14 protein-coding genes are annotated in these 18,096 nt (G+C 49.7%); all 14 read left to right on the top strand.

What is annotated here, in order from left to right; all coding sequences use genetic code 11:
* Window positions 1–37: 37 nt before the first annotated feature.
* The 14 genes from CLOSYM_RS10480 to CLOSYM_RS10415 all read left to right on the top strand — a co-directional run bounded on the left by CLOSYM_RS10480 (window position 38) and on the right by CLOSYM_RS10415 (window position 17,959).
* A complete protein-coding gene (locus CLOSYM_RS10480) occupies window positions 38–865 on the top strand; it encodes an ABC transporter permease (RefSeq protein ID WP_003498336.1) in 828 nt (275 codons plus the stop codon).
* Between the two features lie 20 nt (window positions 866–885).
* A complete protein-coding gene (locus CLOSYM_RS10475) occupies window positions 886–2,523 on the top strand; it encodes an ABC transporter substrate-binding protein (protein ID WP_021642111.1) in 1,638 nt (545 codons plus the stop codon).
* Between the two features lie 209 nt (window positions 2,524–2,732).
* Window positions 2,733–3,035 (top strand): PfkB family carbohydrate kinase, encoded by a 303-nt coding sequence (locus tag CLOSYM_RS10470; RefSeq protein WP_044902349.1) that lies wholly within the window; start codon window positions 2,733–2,735, stop codon window positions 3,033–3,035.
* A gap of 41 nt (window positions 3,036–3,076) precedes the next feature.
* Window positions 3,077–5,140: a hydantoinase/oxoprolinase family protein gene (locus tag CLOSYM_RS10465; protein WP_021642109.1), complete on the top strand. Its 2,064-nt coding sequence runs from the start codon at window positions 3,077–3,079 to the stop codon at window positions 5,138–5,140.
* Window positions 5,140–6,852 (top strand): hydantoinase B/oxoprolinase family protein, encoded by a 1,713-nt coding sequence (locus CLOSYM_RS10460; protein ID WP_003498329.1) that lies wholly within the window; start codon window positions 5,140–5,142, stop codon window positions 6,850–6,852. Before CLOSYM_RS10465 ends, CLOSYM_RS10460 begins: the two co-directional genes overlap by 1 nt.
* A 15-nt stretch (window positions 6,853–6,867) precedes the next feature.
* The gene (locus CLOSYM_RS10455; RefSeq protein ID WP_003498327.1) at window positions 6,868–7,839 is read left to right on the top strand and encodes an SIS domain-containing protein; all 972 of its coding nucleotides are present in this window, start codon (window positions 6,868–6,870) and stop codon (window positions 7,837–7,839) included.
* Window positions 7,840–8,112: 273 nt separating this feature from the next.
* Entirely contained in the window at window positions 8,113–9,066 is a 954-nt protein-coding gene (locus CLOSYM_RS10450; protein ID WP_003498325.1) for an ABC transporter permease, read from the top strand.
* Window positions 9,067–9,077: 11 nt separating this feature from the next.
* On the top strand, window positions 9,078–9,947 hold the full coding sequence (locus tag CLOSYM_RS10445; protein WP_003498323.1) for an ABC transporter permease: 870 nt from the start codon (window positions 9,078–9,080) through the stop codon (window positions 9,945–9,947).
* 216 nt (window positions 9,948–10,163) lie between these two features.
* Complete coding sequence (locus tag CLOSYM_RS10440; RefSeq protein ID WP_003498321.1) at window positions 10,164–11,840, top strand: ABC transporter substrate-binding protein; 1,677 nt, start codon at window positions 10,164–10,166, stop codon at window positions 11,838–11,840.
* A 111-nt stretch (window positions 11,841–11,951) separates the two neighbouring features.
* Entirely contained in the window at window positions 11,952–13,379 is a 1,428-nt protein-coding gene (locus tag CLOSYM_RS10435; RefSeq protein WP_021642106.1) for a M20/M25/M40 family metallo-hydrolase, read from the top strand.
* Between the two features lie 15 nt (window positions 13,380–13,394).
* Complete coding sequence (locus tag CLOSYM_RS10430) at window positions 13,395–14,387, top strand: ABC transporter ATP-binding protein (RefSeq protein WP_021642105.1); 993 nt, start codon at window positions 13,395–13,397, stop codon at window positions 14,385–14,387.
* Window positions 14,380–15,363, top strand: coding sequence for an ABC transporter ATP-binding protein (locus CLOSYM_RS10425; RefSeq protein ID WP_021642104.1), 984 nt, complete (start codon window positions 14,380–14,382; stop codon window positions 15,361–15,363). The genes CLOSYM_RS10430 and CLOSYM_RS10425 overlap by 8 nt, the downstream gene beginning before the upstream one ends.
* A gap of 1 nt (window position 15,364) precedes the next feature.
* Window positions 15,365–17,119 (top strand): amidohydrolase, encoded by a 1,755-nt coding sequence (locus CLOSYM_RS10420; protein ID WP_021642103.1) that lies wholly within the window; start codon window positions 15,365–15,367, stop codon window positions 17,117–17,119.
* A gap of 111 nt (window positions 17,120–17,230) precedes the next feature.
* Window positions 17,231–17,959 carry a GntR family transcriptional regulator gene (locus CLOSYM_RS10415; protein WP_003498310.1) on the top strand — a complete coding sequence of 243 codons (729 nt, stop codon included), beginning with the start codon at window positions 17,231–17,233 and terminating at the stop codon, window positions 17,957–17,959.
* Window positions 17,960–18,096: the final 137 nt, after the last annotated feature.

Here is an 18,096-nt window from a genome sequence, read left to right as displayed (position 1 = left end):
TTCTTGCTTACAAACTTATTATACGAGGAGGGATAAAATGTTAAAGAAATGTTTCAGCAATAAGAAGTTTGTTGTTGGCTTTATCATACTGGTCCCTCTGATCATTGTTATGATATTTGGCAATTTCCTGGTTCCCAACGATCCGTATGCGCTTGATACGGTAAATATGCTGAAAAATTCATCGGCAAAATATCCTTTGGGAACGGACGAGTACGGGCGCTGTATCCTGACCCGTCTGATTCTGGGAATCAGGCCGTCCATGATGGTAGCCCTGGGAGGGACGGCCATTTCATTTGCGGGAGGCACTCTCCTGGGGGTGGCGGCAGGATATCTGGAGGGAAGGATCGGCGCCGTCATCATGCGGGGCATTGATATCATCCTCTGCTTCCCGCCCATCCTTCTGGCGATGATTATTGCGGGACTGTGGGGCGCCGGTGTAATTAACCTGATGCTTGTAATCGGGCTCCTTTACATTCCCCATTTTTCACGTGTCGCATATTCTTCCACACTGCAGGTCAGAAAAATGGAATATGTGGAGAGCGATTTATCGATCGGCGCGGCGCCGTCGGCTATTATGTGGAAGGCTATTTTCCCGAACATCATATCGGTTCTGATTGTTCAGGTGAGTACCACAATCTCAAACGCGATTCTGCTGGAATCGGGACTCAGCTTCCTGGGGCTGGGCGTTCAGCCGCCCACACCGTCCTGGGGGCAGATGATTGGCTCGGCAAGGGGATATCTGAATGTCAACGTCATGTATTTGTTCTGGCCGGCTGTCTGCCTGTGCCTGACGATTCTGGCGGTTAACCTGATGGGGGACGCAATCAGAGATATTCTGGATCCAAAGCTTAACAACAGTTTTTAAAAATAAAAGGAGGAAGATTAATGAAAAAAAGAAGTTTGAAAAAAGTTGCTCTGACACTGGCGGCGGCACTGGCGGCATCTGCTGTACTGACGGCCTGCAGCTCCAAGACAGGAAGCAGCGACACGCAGCCCGCATCAGCAGAGGCAGGGGGTGCCACGGGAACAGAGGGTACGGCCGGAGAAGAGGGCGGCAGCAAAAAGGATACGTTAAATGTGGGGATCAGCGCCGAACCGGCCACACTGGATCCTCATCTGCAATCGGGACAGGCCACGCGTCTGATTAAGCAGCAGATTTACAGGGGACTGATGACCTATACCGCTGACTCAAGCATTGAAACGGACGTGGCGGATTCTTACACGGTATCCGACGACGGGCTGACCTACACCTTTTTATTGAAGGATGCCACCTTCCACGACGGTTCCCCGGTAACCGCAGAGGATGTGAAATTTTCGATTGAGCGTGTGATGGATGAATCGGTAGCAGCCACCTTCGGAAGCGATTTCCGCTCTGTTGTGGATCATGTGAACGCACCGGATGAAAAAACGGTGGAAATTGTTTTAAAACAGCCGTGTGCGCCGTTCCTGGAATACCTCTGCCTGCCGGAGGCGGCCGTAGTGTCCAAGGCTTTCTGTGAGGCGAATAATAACGATTTAAGTACGGTTGCCATGGGATGCGGTCCTTATAGCTTCGGAGGATGGGAAAACGGACTTTCCATCAGCGTCACCAAATATGACGGCTGGTACGGGACTCCGGTACAGACGCCTAATATCGATTTCTATTTCTATACGGACGAGACGACCAGGGCCAATGCGCTGCGGACGGGAGAGGTTGATATTATTGACTACGTTCCGTCGAAGGAGGTTATCGCATTTGAGGGCGCGGGAGACGCCAACGTAGATGTATCCGTAGCTCCTTTCATGTGCCTTCAGATTAACTGTACCGAGGGAAGCCCGCTGGCGGATCCGAAGGTAAGACAGGCCATCTCCTACGCAATCAAGAGGGATGATGTAATCAATGCAGCATTTATGGGACGGGGAGAACCGATTTTTGGGTTCCCGACCATCGTCGGACAGAACGGATACGACGGAAAATATGACAATTATTTTTCCTATGACCCTGAAAAGGCAAAAGAACTTCTGGCAGAAGCCGGTTATCCCGACGGATTCTCCTGCAAGCTGCTGTCCTCCTCCACTTATGCCATGCATGAGCAGACGGCGGTATGCGTACAGTCCAGTCTCGCTGAAATCGGAATCAAGGTGGAGCTTGAGCTTCCGGACTGGGCGACACGTATCGAGCGCTCCAATGTAGGCGACTACGATATGATGGTTTCCGGCACGACAGGAAACATCGTGGACATGGACTGGGCCACCAATTACTATGAGAGCGGCGATGTCCGCATGAACAGCTGTCCGGGCTTTGCAGACGACAAAATCGACGAACTGCTTCAGAAGGGCAGAACCACACTGGACGAAAAAGAGAGGGAAGAAATATATGATCAGTTCAGGGAGAGGGCGCTGGAGCTTTCACCGTTCGTGTTCATCAACTTCAGGGAGCAGGTATTTGCAACGGCTAAGAACGTTCACGGATTTCAGAATCTGGACGGTATCCTGACCTATCTTTCCGGCCTTACCTTACAGGATACCTATGTAGAAGAGTAATAAAGGTTACTGTTCACACCATGCTAAAATACGGCATGATGTAAACAATAACACGCTTCGCGATGCACAGAAACTGCATAAAACGCAGTTTCGCGCCGTGTAACTCGGGATTTTCGTGCAGAAAACGCATGAAAACACCTCGCGGTATACAACCGTGTGAACAGTAACTAATAAATTTCAGTGCATGCATGAAAAAGGCGGAGGCGGTCATGGTAAGAGTAATTGGAATTGGCGATAACGTATGCGATAAATATGAACATTTAAAAACCATGTTTCCCGGGGGCCAGCCTCCTCATTTGGTGGAGGCAATCGACACACTGGGAGCGGGAGACTCCTTTGCCACGGCCTTTCTGCTTTCTTTGACTCAAAGCAGAAAGGAATACCGGGAACGGATGGACAGCGACAGAAAGCTGTACCGGCAGCAGCTAAAAGAAGCGATGGAAAAAGGAGCTTCTTTTGCAGCGGCCACGTGTCTGGTACAGGGAGCATTTGGACATGGCAGAACTTTTTAAATTAAGAACGAACTGAAGGACAAATAAAATGAGGTGACAATATGAGCTATATGATTGGCGTAGACGTAGGCGGTACGTTTACAGACTTCTCAATATTTAATACGGAGACAGGGAATTTAAAACATTTTAAGCACAGTTCCACACCGGATGACCCCTCAAGAGCGATTGTCAGCGGGATTCTCCACGTGCTTACGGAAGACTGCATCAAACCGGAGCAGGTCAGCTATCTGGCCCATGGAACGACCGTTGCAACGAATGCGCTGATAGAGAAGAAGGGAGCGCGCCTGGGCCTGATCACTACAAAAGGGTTCCGGGATCTGATGGAAATCGGCTGGCAGAAACGCCCCTCCCTCTACGATTTGTCAAAACAGAAGCCGGAGAGCCTGATACCGGACGGCATGAAGTGCGAGGTGGAGGAACGGATTCTTTATGACGGCACGGTTAAAACCGCCCTGAATGAAGACAGTGTCCGTGAGGCAGTGCGTTACCTGAAGGAACAGGGCGCGCAGACCATCGCCGTATGCACGCTGTTTTCCTTTATCAATCCAAAGCATGAGATCCGGATCCGTGAGATTATCAATGAAGAATATCCGGAGGTTTATGTATCCACCTCCCATGAACTGGTTCCCGAATTCCGCGAATATTCGAGAATGAGTACAACCGTACTCAATGCCTATCTTGGACCGGTCATGGAAAAATACGTACATAATTTTGAAAAGTCCATTCTGGATTCCGGCATTACGGCAGCGCCCTACGTCACACAGTCCAACGGCTCCGTCATATCCATCGCCGAGACAATCGACTGTCCGATTAAGACAGCCGTATCCGGCCCCAGCGCGGGCGTTATCGGCGCTGTTTATATTGGAAAGCAGTGCGGCATTGACAAGGTTATCACCTTCGATATGGGCGGCACCAGCATTGATGTCAGCCTGATTGAAAACGGGAAGGCGTCGCTCTCCAATGAGAGACTCGTAGAAGGATATCCGGCCAGAATCCCGATGATTGATATCGTAACGGTAGGCGCAGGCGGCGGTTCCATTGCCAGGATCGATGCAGGAGGCGCGCTGAAGGTAGGCCCCGACAGCGCAGGCGCCACGCCGGGACCGGCCTGCTACATGAGGGGCGGAACCGAGGCCTGCGTGACCGATGCCAATATTGTCCTCGGCAAGCTGAACCAGACGAAAATACTGGGCGGCCGGATGGACGTGGATCTTAAGCTGGCTGAGAAGGCGATTAAAGAAAATATCTGTGATAAATCCTCCCTGGATTTAAAACAGGCCGCCGCCGGAATCATTTCCGTCGTAAATTCCAATATGACGAGGGCAATCCGCGTCGTATCCGTGGAGAGAGGATACGATGCCCGTGAATTTACCCTGATGGCGTTCGGAGGCGCCGGACCGCTCCACGCGTGTGAGGTGGCCAGGGATATGGGAATCACCTCCGTGCTCCTGCCGCCGTCCCCGGGAACGCTCTGTTCCCTCGGCCTTCTGATGGCCGATACGAAATTCGATATCAGCCGTTCCAATGTCATGCTGGCCGAGGAGGAGAACCTGCCGAAGGTGCAGAAAATATTTGACACGCTGACTGCGGAGGGGAATGAACTTCTGGATAAAGAGGGCGTAGCTGAAAAAGACAGAAGCTTCACTTATCTGATAGAGTGCCGCTATGAGAGGCAGAATTATGAGATCGGGATTGAAGTGAAGGGACAGTTCGGGAAAGAAGTCATGGAAGAAATGATTGAACGATTCCATCAGGAACACAACCGCTCCTATGGTTACTTCAACCGCAGCATGAAACTGCAGATGGTAAACTACCGCGTCAGCGCCATCGGCGACATCATCAAGCCGGATTTGGCGGAAATGCCGGCAGATCCGAATGCGGAGCCTCCAAAGCCTTTCACCACACGCGAAGTACTGTTTGACAGGGAAAAGGACTATATCACGACAAACATTTATAATCGGAATGATTTCAAACCGGGATGCACGATTATGGGACCAGCCATCATCGAGCAGATGGATTCTACTTCTGTTATTCCGCCGGACTGGAAGGCGTACACAGACGGATACCAGAACATTATTGTGACTTACGAGGGAGGTGCAAAATAATGAAAACCCAAGTTGATGCAGTAACCGTGGAAATTGTAGGGAACCTTCTTCTGTCGATTGCGGAAGAGATGGGCGTGGCGTTGATTAAGAGCGCCTATTCCACCAATATCAAGGAGCGCAGGGACATTTCCACAGCAGTATTTGACCCTGAGGGAAATATGGTTGCCCAGGCGGAACACGTTGCGATGCACCTCGGCTCCCTTCTCGGCATAATCAAAGAAGTGTACAAGAAGCACCCGGCCCAGGATATCAGGCCGGGGGATATGTTTATGGGAAACGACCCATATAACGGCGGCGGCACCCATCTTCCCGACATCACCGTGACACAGCCGGTCTTTGTCGGTGACAAGCTGATTGGCTGGGTTGCGAACCTGGCCCATCACAGCGACGTGGGCGGTAAAGTGGCCGGTTCCACATCCGGAGATGCGGTCAGCATTTTCCAGGAAGGACTTAAGATTCCTCTCGTCAGGATATGCGAAAAGGATGAGGTAAATGAGGATATCATCAGTTTCCTGATGGCCAACAGCCGCATTCCGGGAGAGCGCTACGGCGATCTTCAGGCGCAGATTGCCTCGAACCGCGTCGGTGCAAAACGTCTGACGGAAAGCTTTGACCGCTATGGCGATCTGCTGGTGGACAGTATGCATGAGCTTCAGAATTATGCGGAGAGAAGACTGCGGGCAGGGATCCGTGAGCTGCCGGACGGCGAGTATGAGTTTACGGATTATATGGATGACGCGGGAGTCGGGCATCCGAGGCCGATCAAGATCCAGGTAAAGGTTACAATCAGAGGCGATAATATGCATCTTGATTTTGCCGGAACCGATCCCCAGGTCAACGGACCGAACAATGTCACGAAAAATGGGCTTCTCGCAACGGTATTTTACTCCTTAAAAGCGCTGATCGATCCCACCATCCCTTCCAATGCCGGTATTTACAGGGCATTCAGCGTCGAGGCGGAACCGGGGACGATCATCAACGCGACGAATCCGGCGCCCGTGGGCGCGCGTATCGACACCTGTATGAGGGTGGCCGACGTTATTTTCGGAGCGCTCGGCCCGGCTGTTCCGGAACGCGCCCTGGCCGGCTGCAACTCATCCTGTACCTCCGCAATCTTCAGCGGAACCGATCCCGCGGATCCGGACCATTTCTATGTGTATCTGGAGACGATTGCAGGCGGATCCGGAGCCCAGAGGGGGAATGACGGGCTGAGCGGGGTCCAGGTTCATATGACCAACACCTCCAATCTGCCGATTGAGGCCCTTGAGATGGAATTTCCGCTTCTGATTGTCCATAAATACGGATTGATTGAAAACAGCGGCGGGGCCGGAGAATACAGGGGCGGACTGGGAATCGAGCGGATTTTTGAAGCGATGTACGATAATATCAATTATACCGGGCTGGGAGACAGGCAGGTGTACAAGCCATGGGGCCTTTACGGCGGCATGGAGGGAGCCGGAGGTGAATATTTCATCACTCGCACCGACGGCACGGTGGAAAAGCTGATGAGTAAGTGTACCGATGTGCCGCTCCACAAGGGGGACATTGTTACCGTCCACACACCGGGAGCCGGAGGTTACGGAGATCCGAAGAACCGAAAACCGGAAGCCGTCCTGTCCGATGTAATTGAACATAAGGTATCGATCGATAAGGCGGAAGAATTATACGGAGTAAAAATAGAGAAGGATGGCAGCAGCTTCAGGCTGGCCTGACAGGAGGAACATGATATGAGCGTTAAAGAAATTATCAGCGAGATTAAATGTAAAATAGATGCGGCGGGGGGATTGAAACATGTCTATTTTGTGGCCTGCGGCGGATCCAAGGCGGCGATTTTCCCCGGACTGTACCTGCTCCAGAGCGAGGCCAAAAGTTTTGGGGCAACCACCTATACAAGCAATGAATTTGTCCACGCGGCCCCCAAAGAGCTGGACAGCCGCTGCATCGCGGTAATCTGTTCCCTGAAGGCAACTCCTGAGACGGTGGAGGCTGTTAAGACCGCCAATGCGGCCGGCGCCGTAACTATTGCGATGACCGGTTCCACAGAGACTGGGATGGCTCAAGTGGGACAGTATGTAGTGACTTATTCCAACGGTGACGATCAGGTGTACAGCGATTCCAACCAGGCCAATGCGCTCAGAATCGGCTTTGAACTTCTGAACCAGTTTGAAGGCTATGAGAAGTATGAGACGGCGATGGAAGCATACCGGTACATCGATGAAATCGTTGCGGAGGGAAAAGAAAAGTGTCTGCCGGCTGCCAGAGAGTGGGCGGAAAAATATAAAGACGAGCCGGTATTCTATGTCCTTGCATCCGGGCCGAACTACGGCGTGGCATACTCCATGTGCTGCTGCCACTTCATGGAAATGCAGTGGAAGCATGGCGTCTGCCTGCACACGGGAGAATATTTCCACGGCCCGTTTGAGACAACGGACAAAGACCTTCCGATGGTTCTGCTGATGAGTGAGGGGCGCACCAGGGTCCTTGATGAAAGATGCCTCACCTTTCTGAAAAAGTATGCCGAAAAATATATTATTATCGATTTTAAGGAATTGAACGCAGGAAGGATCGCCCCCGAGATAGCGGAGTTCTTTAATCCTGTCGTCATGATTCCCGTGGAACGCTACTATGTGGCTCAGATGGCCGAGGTGAGGGGCCATTCCATGGATGACAGGCGTTATATGTGGAAGGTGGAATACTAGAGCTTGTTTGAAGTGAATGCAGAAAGCCCCGGATCTGTTTGTTTATAAGGATTCCGGGGCATTTTAATCCGGCGGTTCCGCAGACAGGGAACAATCGCTGGTGTTTGTGAGAAATTACATAAAAAGAGGCGATTTAATAAACTATAATATAAAAAATACACAAAGAAATCGGTTTTCTATCTTGACTCGACTGAAGGAAAATGCTATCCTTATACCATAACTAAAGATATTATATAACATTTTAGTATGAATGGCTGATTGGGAGGGGAGAATTTGTCAAATTATATACTCAGAAGGATAGGGCTGGCGATTGTTACTTTTTTTGGCATTACCGTTTTAGTATTTATGATTTCATCAATGGCTTCAGGCAGCCCGCTGGAGCTTTTACTCAGTAATCAAAACATATCTCCTGCGGAGGTGGAACGCCAGCGGATTAAGCTGGGACTGGACCAGCCTGTCTATATACAGTATTTTTCCTGGCTGAAGAACTTCCTGCAGGGTAATCTGGGCGAATCCTACCGGACCGGGCAGCCCGTAATGAAGATGATAATGGATGGCCTGGGGCCTACATTGCTTCTGACATTATCAGCGGTTATTGTGGCCTGTCTGATTTCTCTTCCATTGGGAATTCAGTCAGCCAGATTTCAGAATAAGGGGTGGGACAACGGTTCCTCCGTGTTTTCTTTTTTAGCTACATCTACGCCCAGTTTTTTCCTGGCATTGATTTTCCTGTATCTGTTTGCGGTAAAGCTGAAATGGCTGCCAATCGGGGGAATGTACGATTCCGGTAAACCGGAAACGCCAGCCTCTCTGTTAAGGCACCTGCTTATGCCGGCCGTAGTTCTGGGGATGCAGATGGTGGGGAGCCTGATTCAGTATACCCGGAGCAGCATGCTCGAAGTTATGCGTGAGGATTATGTGCGGACAGCCAGATCTAAGGGACTCAGGGAGCGTGTGGTTATTATAAAGCATGTTCTGAGAAATTCCCTGATACCCGTTGTCACCTATTTGGGAATGGAGATTCCGCTTTTAATCGGCGGAGCGGTTGTAACGGAACAGGTGTTTTCGTGGCCGGGAATCGGAAACCTGATGATAAAATCCATCGACAGCCGGGATTATCCGGTAGTAATGGGGATCACGGTTCTTGTTGCGGTCGCCGTTCTGATATTTAACATACTGACCGATTTGATATACGGAGTTCTGGATCCGAGAATCCGGTACGACTAGGGGGTGGTTGGATGAAAGGTAATAACGAAAGAAAAGAATCGGCGGCAGGAAGCTTTATCAGACGATACTGCAACAATAAACTGGCGGTGGCAGGATTCTTCGTACTGCTGACAATCGCGCTGATCGTGATATTAGTTCCGCCGTTTCTTCCGTTTTCAGAGGCAGAGATTGATGCACTTGCATTCAATGCACCGCCGGGTGGAAAACATATTTTAGGCGGAGATGATGTGGGACGCGATGTACTCAGCCGACTTCTGTATGGAGGCCGGGTTTCCCTCTTTGTGGGAATCATTTCCACGGCCGTCAGTGTGGTGATTGGTATTCCCCTCGGCATGATCGCCGCCTTCTACAGGGGCGTATTTGAGATAATCGTCATGCGTCTGTCGGATATCTTCATGTCATTTCCGGCAACGATCCTAATCCTGTTTCTGGTGTCAATGTTCGGCCCGTCCATTATCACGGTGACGGTGGTGATAGGCGTTCTGGGGTGGCCGAAATTTGCAAGACAGATTTACGGCAGCGTCCTCAGTGTCAGGGAGAAAGATTATATTGAAGGAGGCATTGCAATCGGGGCAAGGGACTCAAAAATCATTACCCGCTATATTCTGCCGAATGCAATCGCGCCGATATTCATTTCCATCACATTCAGAATTGCATCTGCGATTATATTGGAATCCTCACTGAGCTTTCTTGGAATGGGAGTTCAGCCACCTGCGGCTTCCTGGGGAAATATGCTGTATAATGCGCAGTCCATTACGATTTTGACGAGCCGGCCATGGATGTGGGTTCCGCCGGGGCTGGCGCTTGTAATCACGATTCTGTCAATTAACTTTATCGGCAACGGCATGAGGGATGCGCTGGATCCGAAGACAAAAATATAAGCAGTGAAATAGTTGTCACTATTCACAGCCCCGCTGTAAAACGCGGTTCTGCGAACAGTAACACGCTTCGCGATGCACAGAAACGGTAAAAAACACCGTTTCGCGCCGTTTAACTCGGGATTTTCACTGGGAATGCGAGTGAAAACACCTCGCGGAATAGCGGCTGTGAATAGTAACAAATAGTTACAATACACTAAAAGAAAGGGAGAGGAACGAATGAAAAAAAGGTTTGCATTGATTCTGGCAGCAGCACTGGCATCATCGGCAATATTAAGCGCCTGTGGAGGAAATCAGGCATCTGAGACCCAGGATCCGGCCCAGGAGACACAGACAGATGCGGGAGGCAAAAGCGAAGCGGGGGCGGAAAACACCTCCGGCCCCAAAGATGAGGTTGTGACAATGGCTATTATATCCTCCTGGGATACGCTGAATATCTATAATACCTCCGGAAACTACGGCAATGCTGTTGCGGATCATATGTTTGAACGACTCGTAACCAGAACGCATGATGGAGAGATCCTTCCAAGGCTTGCCACATCCTGGGAGATGTCCGAAGACAATAAGACGATGACATTCCATCTGGCAGACACGGCTTTATGGCATGACGGTGAGAAAGTCACGGCAAAAGATATCGTATTTACCTGCCGTGCAATGACAAGCGAACTTGTGGATAATTATTACCGCTCCGCATTTAACGTGCTGGAGGGTACAAATGACGACGGTATAGCAGAAAATCCGGAAAGCCTGGGAGTGGAGGCGGAAGGAGATTATACCGTTAAGTTTACCTTTAAGACAGAGAAAGACCCGGATTCAGTTTTAAATGCTTTTTTAAGCTTCCTGTATGTACTGCCGCAGCATATTCTTGATACGGGCGATTACGCATCCATCAACAGTTCTTCTTTCTGGTCGGCTCCGGTCGGCTGTGGGCCTTTTAAATACGTAAAGGATACGGCAGGGGAAAGTCTGGAGATGGAGGCATTTACAGATTACTATCAGGGCTGTCCTGATTTCAAAACTCTTGTAGTCAGAGTGGTTCCTGCTTCAAACCTGACGGCAGGCCTTCTGAACGGTGATATCGATGTTGTGGCAATGGGAAGCATCCCGCTGTCAGACTGGGAGACGATTAAAAATTCAGATCAGGTGGTGGCGGCATCCGTCGAGGACTACTCCTATCAGTATATGCAGTTCAATCTGTCAGACGGAAACCAGACATTCCAGGATCCGAAGGTAAGAAATGCCATTGATATGGCGATTAATAAGCAGATGATGGTAGATCAGCTGATGATGGGAGAGGGCCAGGTAGCGGTCGGCCCGATGCCGAAATATCATCCGTACTACAATGAAAACATTGTCGCCAATACATATGACCCGGATAAGGCAAAAGCGATGCTAGAAGAAGCCGGGTTTGACTTTGGGAAAGAGTATTTGATGCTTGTACCGAAGGGAAATCAGGTCAGAGAGCAGTCGGCTCTTCTGATCCAGCAGGATTTACAGAAGATCGGCGTAAAGGTCAAGATTGAAACATATGACTTTACCACTCTTCTTCAGATGCTGCGGGAAGGGAAAGAGGACTTCGGCCTGCTCGGCGGCGGCAGCAATATCGATCCGAATGAGAGCAGCGTTATTGTGAAACCGCACGATCCGAGGAACTATTCACTCCTTACGGATCCGAAGTGGTTTGAGCTGGCTGACGAAGGCGCGTCCAAGGTGACGAAGGAAGAGAGAAAAGAGTGGTATGACGCATACCAGATGGCGCTTGTGGAGGATCAGCCGTATATCTGGCTCTATCATCAGAATAACCTGTGGGCATACAGCAAGCGTTTGAAAGAAATCCCGATTGAAGATTTTGTATGGTTTAACTTTGAGAGCTGGAAGTGGAAACTGGCTGACTAAAGCTTGGCCAAAAGGAAGTAAAACTGAATATGGCTCCGGCAGGCTGCTAATGAGAAGAACAGTGAAGCTTGTCTGTCCGTCACGGCATCAGGCCGGAGCGGGAGGAAAACGATGGAGAAGGACATGATAGCGGATATCCTCGGGTATCTGGATGATAATTTCCAAGAAGATTTAGGAGAAGTGCAGAAATTCATGCGGCTGAAATCGATTTCGGCAACGGGGGAAGGGATCCGGGAAACAGCAGAAGCCGTAAAAGACATGATTATCCGGGCCGGAGGAACGTCTGAACTGCTGGAAACACCCGGAAATCCAATTGTATATGGAAGAATGGATGAAGGCGCTGATTATACGCTTCTGATTTACAGTATGTATGACGTGCTTCCTGCCGAGGAAGAAGACTGGATATCGGATCCGTGGATGGCAAAAATCCATCCGTTCCGTGACTATGGAGACTGCATAATCGGGCGGGGCGCCGTTAATACCAAGGGACCGACGGCCGCATTTTTCCGGGCGCTGATGGCATACCGGAAGCTCAGAGAGAAGCTTCCTGTAAATCTGGTATTTCTGATAGAGGGGGAGGAAGAGCTGTCTTCTGAATCCCTGCAGGATTTTCTGGAAGAGAATAAAGAAAAATTTGCAGATTGCGATGCCATGTTTTTCCCGTCTTTCGGAGAAGAGAACCGGATTGCATCTATCTTTATGGGAGTAAAAGGAATTATCAGCTTCGAGCTGAGAGCAAAAGGCGGAACATGGGGAGGGCCGGTAGACAGAGGGATTCATGGAGCCTTTGCCGCCTGGGTTGCAAATCCGGCCTGGAGGCTTGTGAAAGCGCTGTCCACGATGATTGGAGAGAATGAAAACGATATCCGTATAGATGGGTTTTATGATGGCATCCTGCCGCTGGATCCTGAAAAAGAGCATGCGCTGAGAGAGTCAGCCGATCTGCTGGACGAAGAGGAATGGAGAACGGATTACGATGTCGATAAATTTAAATGGAAGCTTGAGGGACTGGAATTGTGGAAAAAGATGCTGACGGTTCCCACACTGAATATTGACGGCATCCGGGGAGGATATATCGGTGAAGGTTCGAAGACTCTTCTGCCCCATGAAGCGGCAGTCAAAATGGATATCCGTCTGGTGCCCGGAATGGATCCCAAAACCATGTTAGGCAAACTGCGAAGACATTTGGACAGCCATGGATATGAAGATATTGAGATTGTGGAATTCGGCAAGGCATATTATCCGTCCAGCGTACCTTATTATTCGACCTCGGTACAGACATTAAAGCGCATGTATGAGATGATGGGGGCCAGACCGCAGATATGGCCGTGGAACCCCGGCTCCGCTCCCTATTACCTGTTTGAAAGGATACTAGGAATTCCTTACGTCACCGGAGGAATGGGTCATGGCTCACGTCAGCATTCAAGCAACGAGTACTGTACGGTTAAGGGCGTTCTGGATTTCGAAAAATCGATGATATATTATCTTACATTGTTTCCGGAAATTGCGGATGAATTGAAGACGGCAGCTCACGATTAAGAAAAGAGGGATGGAATGAAAGAGGACGTTATTTTACAGGTGAACGGACTGAAGACATATTTTTTTGACAGAAAAGGGAAGGTGCCTGCAGTTGACGGTGTTGATTTCATGATCCGAAAAGGAGAGACATTGGGAATCGTGGGGGAGTCCGGATGCGGCAAGAGCGTAACCTCAATGTCGATTCTTAAACTCCTTCCTCCGGAGGGAAAGGTGGTAGAAGGTGAAATCCTGTTTAAAGGGCGGGATTTAACTAAGTGTACTTCCCGGGAGATGGAGAAGGTGAGGGGAAAAGAAATAGCAATGATTTTCCAGGAACCGATGACATCACTTAATCCGGTTTATACAGTGGGGAAGCAGATTGAAGAAATGCTCAGGAACCATCAGCAGATTTCGAAAAAAGAAGCCAGGGAAAAGGCGATTCACATGCTGGAGCTGGTAGGAATCCCATCACCGGAAAAACGGGTGGATGAGTATCCCCATGAATTGAGCGGGGGAATGCGGCAGCGGGTCATGATTGCCATGGCTCTCTCCTGCAATCCGGAGCTTCTGATAGCTGACGAACCTACGACAGCTCTCGATGTTACAATACAGGCTCAGATACTGGAACTGATGAAAGATTTGAAAAAGCAGATGAACACATCCATTATGATGATTACCCATGATCTCGGGGTAATTGCGGAGATGGCCGATTATGTACTTGTCATGTATGCCGGAATGGTAATGGAGTATTGCGATGTCAGGCTGCTGTTTAAAAACCCGCTGCATCCGTATACAAAAGGGCTGATTAATGCTCTGCCGAGTATCAGCGATGCAAAGGAGATGCTTTATGTAATCGAGGGCTCGGTTCCCAGTTTGTATGATATGCCGGCCGGCTGCCGTTTCTGGCCCAGATGTCCGTATGCAGAGGAACGCTGTAAAAATGAAGTGCCAAAGCTTACTGACTGCGGAGACAGAAAAGTCAGATGTTTTCTGCACGGGCAGGGAAAGCAGGGGGGAAAGTATGGCTGAAACATTATTGGAGATTAAAGACTTAAAAAAATACTATGAACTGAAATCAGGCTTTCTTGGCAGGGATAGGCGGGTGGTAAAAGCAGTTGACGGAATCACACTCACTTTAAAAGAGGGAGAAATTCTCGGTGTGGTAGGAGAGAGCGGATGCGGTAAATCCACTCTTGGAAGAAGTATTCTCCGTCTGATTGAACCGACGGAGGGGGAAATTCTGTTTGACGGAAAAAATATACGTGCGCTGAAAAAAGAGGATCTTCGTCAGGAAAGAAGCAATATGCAGATTATTTTCCAGGATCCGGGAGCATCTTTAAATCCCCGTATGACGGTGGGAGAAATAATTGGGGAAACGATTGAGCTGTTTGGTACGGAGACAGGGGAAGCGAAAGAAGAGAAGATTTACAAATTAATGGATTTGGTCGGGATTAACCGTTCATATATCCATCGGTTCCCACACGAATTTTCCGGAGGGCAGAGACAGAGGATTGGAATTGCCAGAGCGCTGGCCGTCGATCCGAAGCTGATTATCTGCGATGAGCCGGTATCGGCCCTGGATGTGTCGGTCCGGGCCCAGGTGCTTAACCTGATGAGGGAACTGAAGGAAAAATTAAATCTGACCTATATTTTTATTTCCCATGATCTCAGTGTCGTCCACCATATCTGTGATCGTGTGGCCGTAATGTATCTGGGAAGAATAGTGGAGATTGCATCAAAGCAACAGCTATACTCCAATCCTGTGCATCCCTATACAAAAGCGCTGCTGTCTGCCATACCGATCCCGGATCCGGAATTGAAAAGGGAGAGAATTATAATTCAGGGAGACGTGCCAAGCCCGGCCAATCCCCCGTCAGGCTGCCATTTCCATAAGCGGTGTCCATACGTCAGGCCGGAGTGTTCCGACGTGATACCCCCTTATGTGGAGGTGGAGGAGGGGCACCATGTTTTGTGCTGCTTAGCAGGAAAGGAAACGGTGGAGTAGGGTGAAGACGGATCAGGATATCAGGCGGTCAATCGAGGAAAAACGGCAGGATTATATTGATGCCGCGCTTTTTATATGGGACCATCCGGAGAATATATTTGAGGAATACCGTTCCTCCGCATGCCTTGCAGAGCTTTTAAAAAAGAACGGTTTCCGGCTCAGAGAGAAAGCCGCAGGCCTGGATACGGCCTTTGTGGCGGAGTGGGGAAGCGGCAGGCCGATTATCGGATATATGGGGGAATTTGACGCTCTGCCCGGTTTAAGCCAGGAGGCGGACTGCCTGACCAGAAAGCCGGTAACAGAGGGCGGTCCCGGACATGGATGCGGACATCATATACTTGGAACCGCCGCGGTGGCGGCTGCTGTTGCCAACAAAGAATTCATCGAGTCAAATAAAATAACCGGCACGGTCCGCTTCTATGGATGCCCTGCGGAGGAAGGCGGAGCCGGAAAGGTTCTGATGGCTCAGGCAGGTCTGTTTGATGACTGCGATGCCGCTGTCAGCTGGCATCCGACAGATGATAATGGGATTTGGTCAATTAATTTTCATGCACAGCAGAAGGTGGAATTTACTTTTACCGGTAATGAGAAAAAATCGGCCAATGCAAAAGAAGCCATGCAGTTATTTTATCTGGGCGCACAGAATCTGAGACATCATCTTGATAAATGTTTTGTAGTGCGCTCCGGAATTCTTAAAACGGGGGATGAAGAGGGCGGATATCCGCTGGAGTCTAAAGTCCTCTATGCATACAGGGCGCACGTAAGCACTCAGGTGGAGGCAGCCGTTGCCAGACTGCATCAGGTGGCGGAAGGAGCGGCCATGATTACAGGGTGTACCCTGAAGACAGAGTTCAAAACAGGGACAACAGAGCTGCTTCCCAACCGCACGCTGGAACGGCTGATGTATGATAAATATACGGCAACCGGCACTGTGGAAATGACGGCCCCGGATTGGGAGTATGCAGCCAGAATGCATCAGGCACTTCCTGAAAATGGAGAACGTGCCACGTTTGATTTGATGCGCCTTTTATACGCAGAACAGGCGGAAGAGATAATTGAACAGGTGAAGGGAAAAGCATATAATCCATATTTATATCCCTTCAGGGAAATTGAAATCCATAAACCTGGTTCGACGGATATCTGCGATGTCAGCTGGTTTACTCCGACAGCGCAGTGTGTATCTGCCTGTTATGTCAAGGACACATTAGGTCATTCGTGGCAGGAGGTGGCACAGGGGAAAAGCGGCATCTGCATGAAGGGCATGCTGGTCGCGGCTAAAGTAATGGCGCTGACCGGGGCGGAGCTGTTCAGAACGCCGGAGACGCTTAAGGCAGTGAGAGCGGAATTCTCAGAGAGAAGAGGTCAGAAAGAATACCGGCCCCTGCTGGCCGGAGCTGTAACTGAAAACCGGGAGGACACAACGTGCTGTGAGAACTTTTCTGAAATTCATTTTGTGGGAATTGAAGACGACGGACTTGCCTCACGGCATACCGGTTCTGCCGGAAACCTTGGCGGTAATGCACTGGAAGCAATGCAGGCTTTTGAAATGGCCATGCACGTGATGGGAAAATATTTATCCCCTCTTTGCAGAATCAGACAGAGAATATTGGAAACAGGCGACGAAGATATCGTCCGTGTTCCATGTCTGGCCAAACTGGAAATTTCAGTGGAGGGGGATGAGAGCGGAGGCAGATATATCAGACGGGCTGCCAAAGGCGCCGCCCTGATGACAGGCTGTAAAGCTGAGTTTTATTGAGCGGAATAAAAAATTGTTTTGCCTTTTACTTAATGATGTTATATAATGTTTCATAAGAGCATTATATAATGATCTATGCAGATCATAATAAAAATAAAAGGAATGATACAGATGTTGGATGGAAAGGCGGTAACGCCACTATATGTTCAATTGATGACTGAGATTGAAGCAAAAATTATGAAAGGCGTGTATCAGCCCGGAGAAAGGCTCCAGTCTGAGAGCGAGATGGCGAAAACATTCGGCGTCAGCATTATCACGGTGAGGAATGCTGTCAGCGCACTGGTCGACAAGGGACTGGTGGAGAAGAAACAGGGTAAGGGAACCTTCGTCTCAAAGCCAAAGTTTACAAAGGACATCAAGAAACTTCAGAGCTTTACCGAGATGTGCGAGCATATGGGGATGAAGTCCGGCGGACGTATGCTTGAGAATAAGCTGATAGTGGCGGATGAAAAGACAAGAAATCTTCTGGGGCTTGAAAAGGGCAGCCAGGTTGTCTATATTTCCAGGGTGCGTTATGCAGATAATGAACCGGTGGCGATAGAGAACAACTATTTTCCGCTGAAGTATGCATTTCTTCTCGGAGAAACCTTTGACAGCAACTCCCTGTTTGAGTTTATGAAGGATAAAGCAGGTGTTATGGTCGCTGTTTCGGAAAAATGGATAGAGCTGTGCAAGGCCACAACCCGGGAAGCGGAGCTGTTACAGCTTAACAAGGGTACCTCCCTGCTTTATATAAAGAGTGTTGCCTATACCCAGGAAAAAGAACCAATATATGTGGGCACTCAGATATTCAACGGGGACAGATGCTCCTTCTATGTATGTGAGTCAACAGGAATATAAGAAACAAAGAGTGATATGGGCGGCGTCCGGTAATTATTTACCGGGCGCCGTTTTGTAATTGAGGGCGGCTGTCTGAGTCTTCCGTCCCCGATTGGAGGTTGTTGTGAGGGGGAATCCGGCCGGAATGAATTCTTACG

The sequence above is a fragment of the [Clostridium] symbiosum ATCC 14940 genome (assembly GCF_000466485.1).
Classification (GTDB): domain Bacteria; phylum Bacillota; class Clostridia; order Lachnospirales; family Lachnospiraceae; genus Otoolea; species Otoolea symbiosa.
The sequence above is the reverse complement of the archived record's forward strand: the minus strand, read 5'-3'. Positions and strand labels throughout refer to the sequence as shown.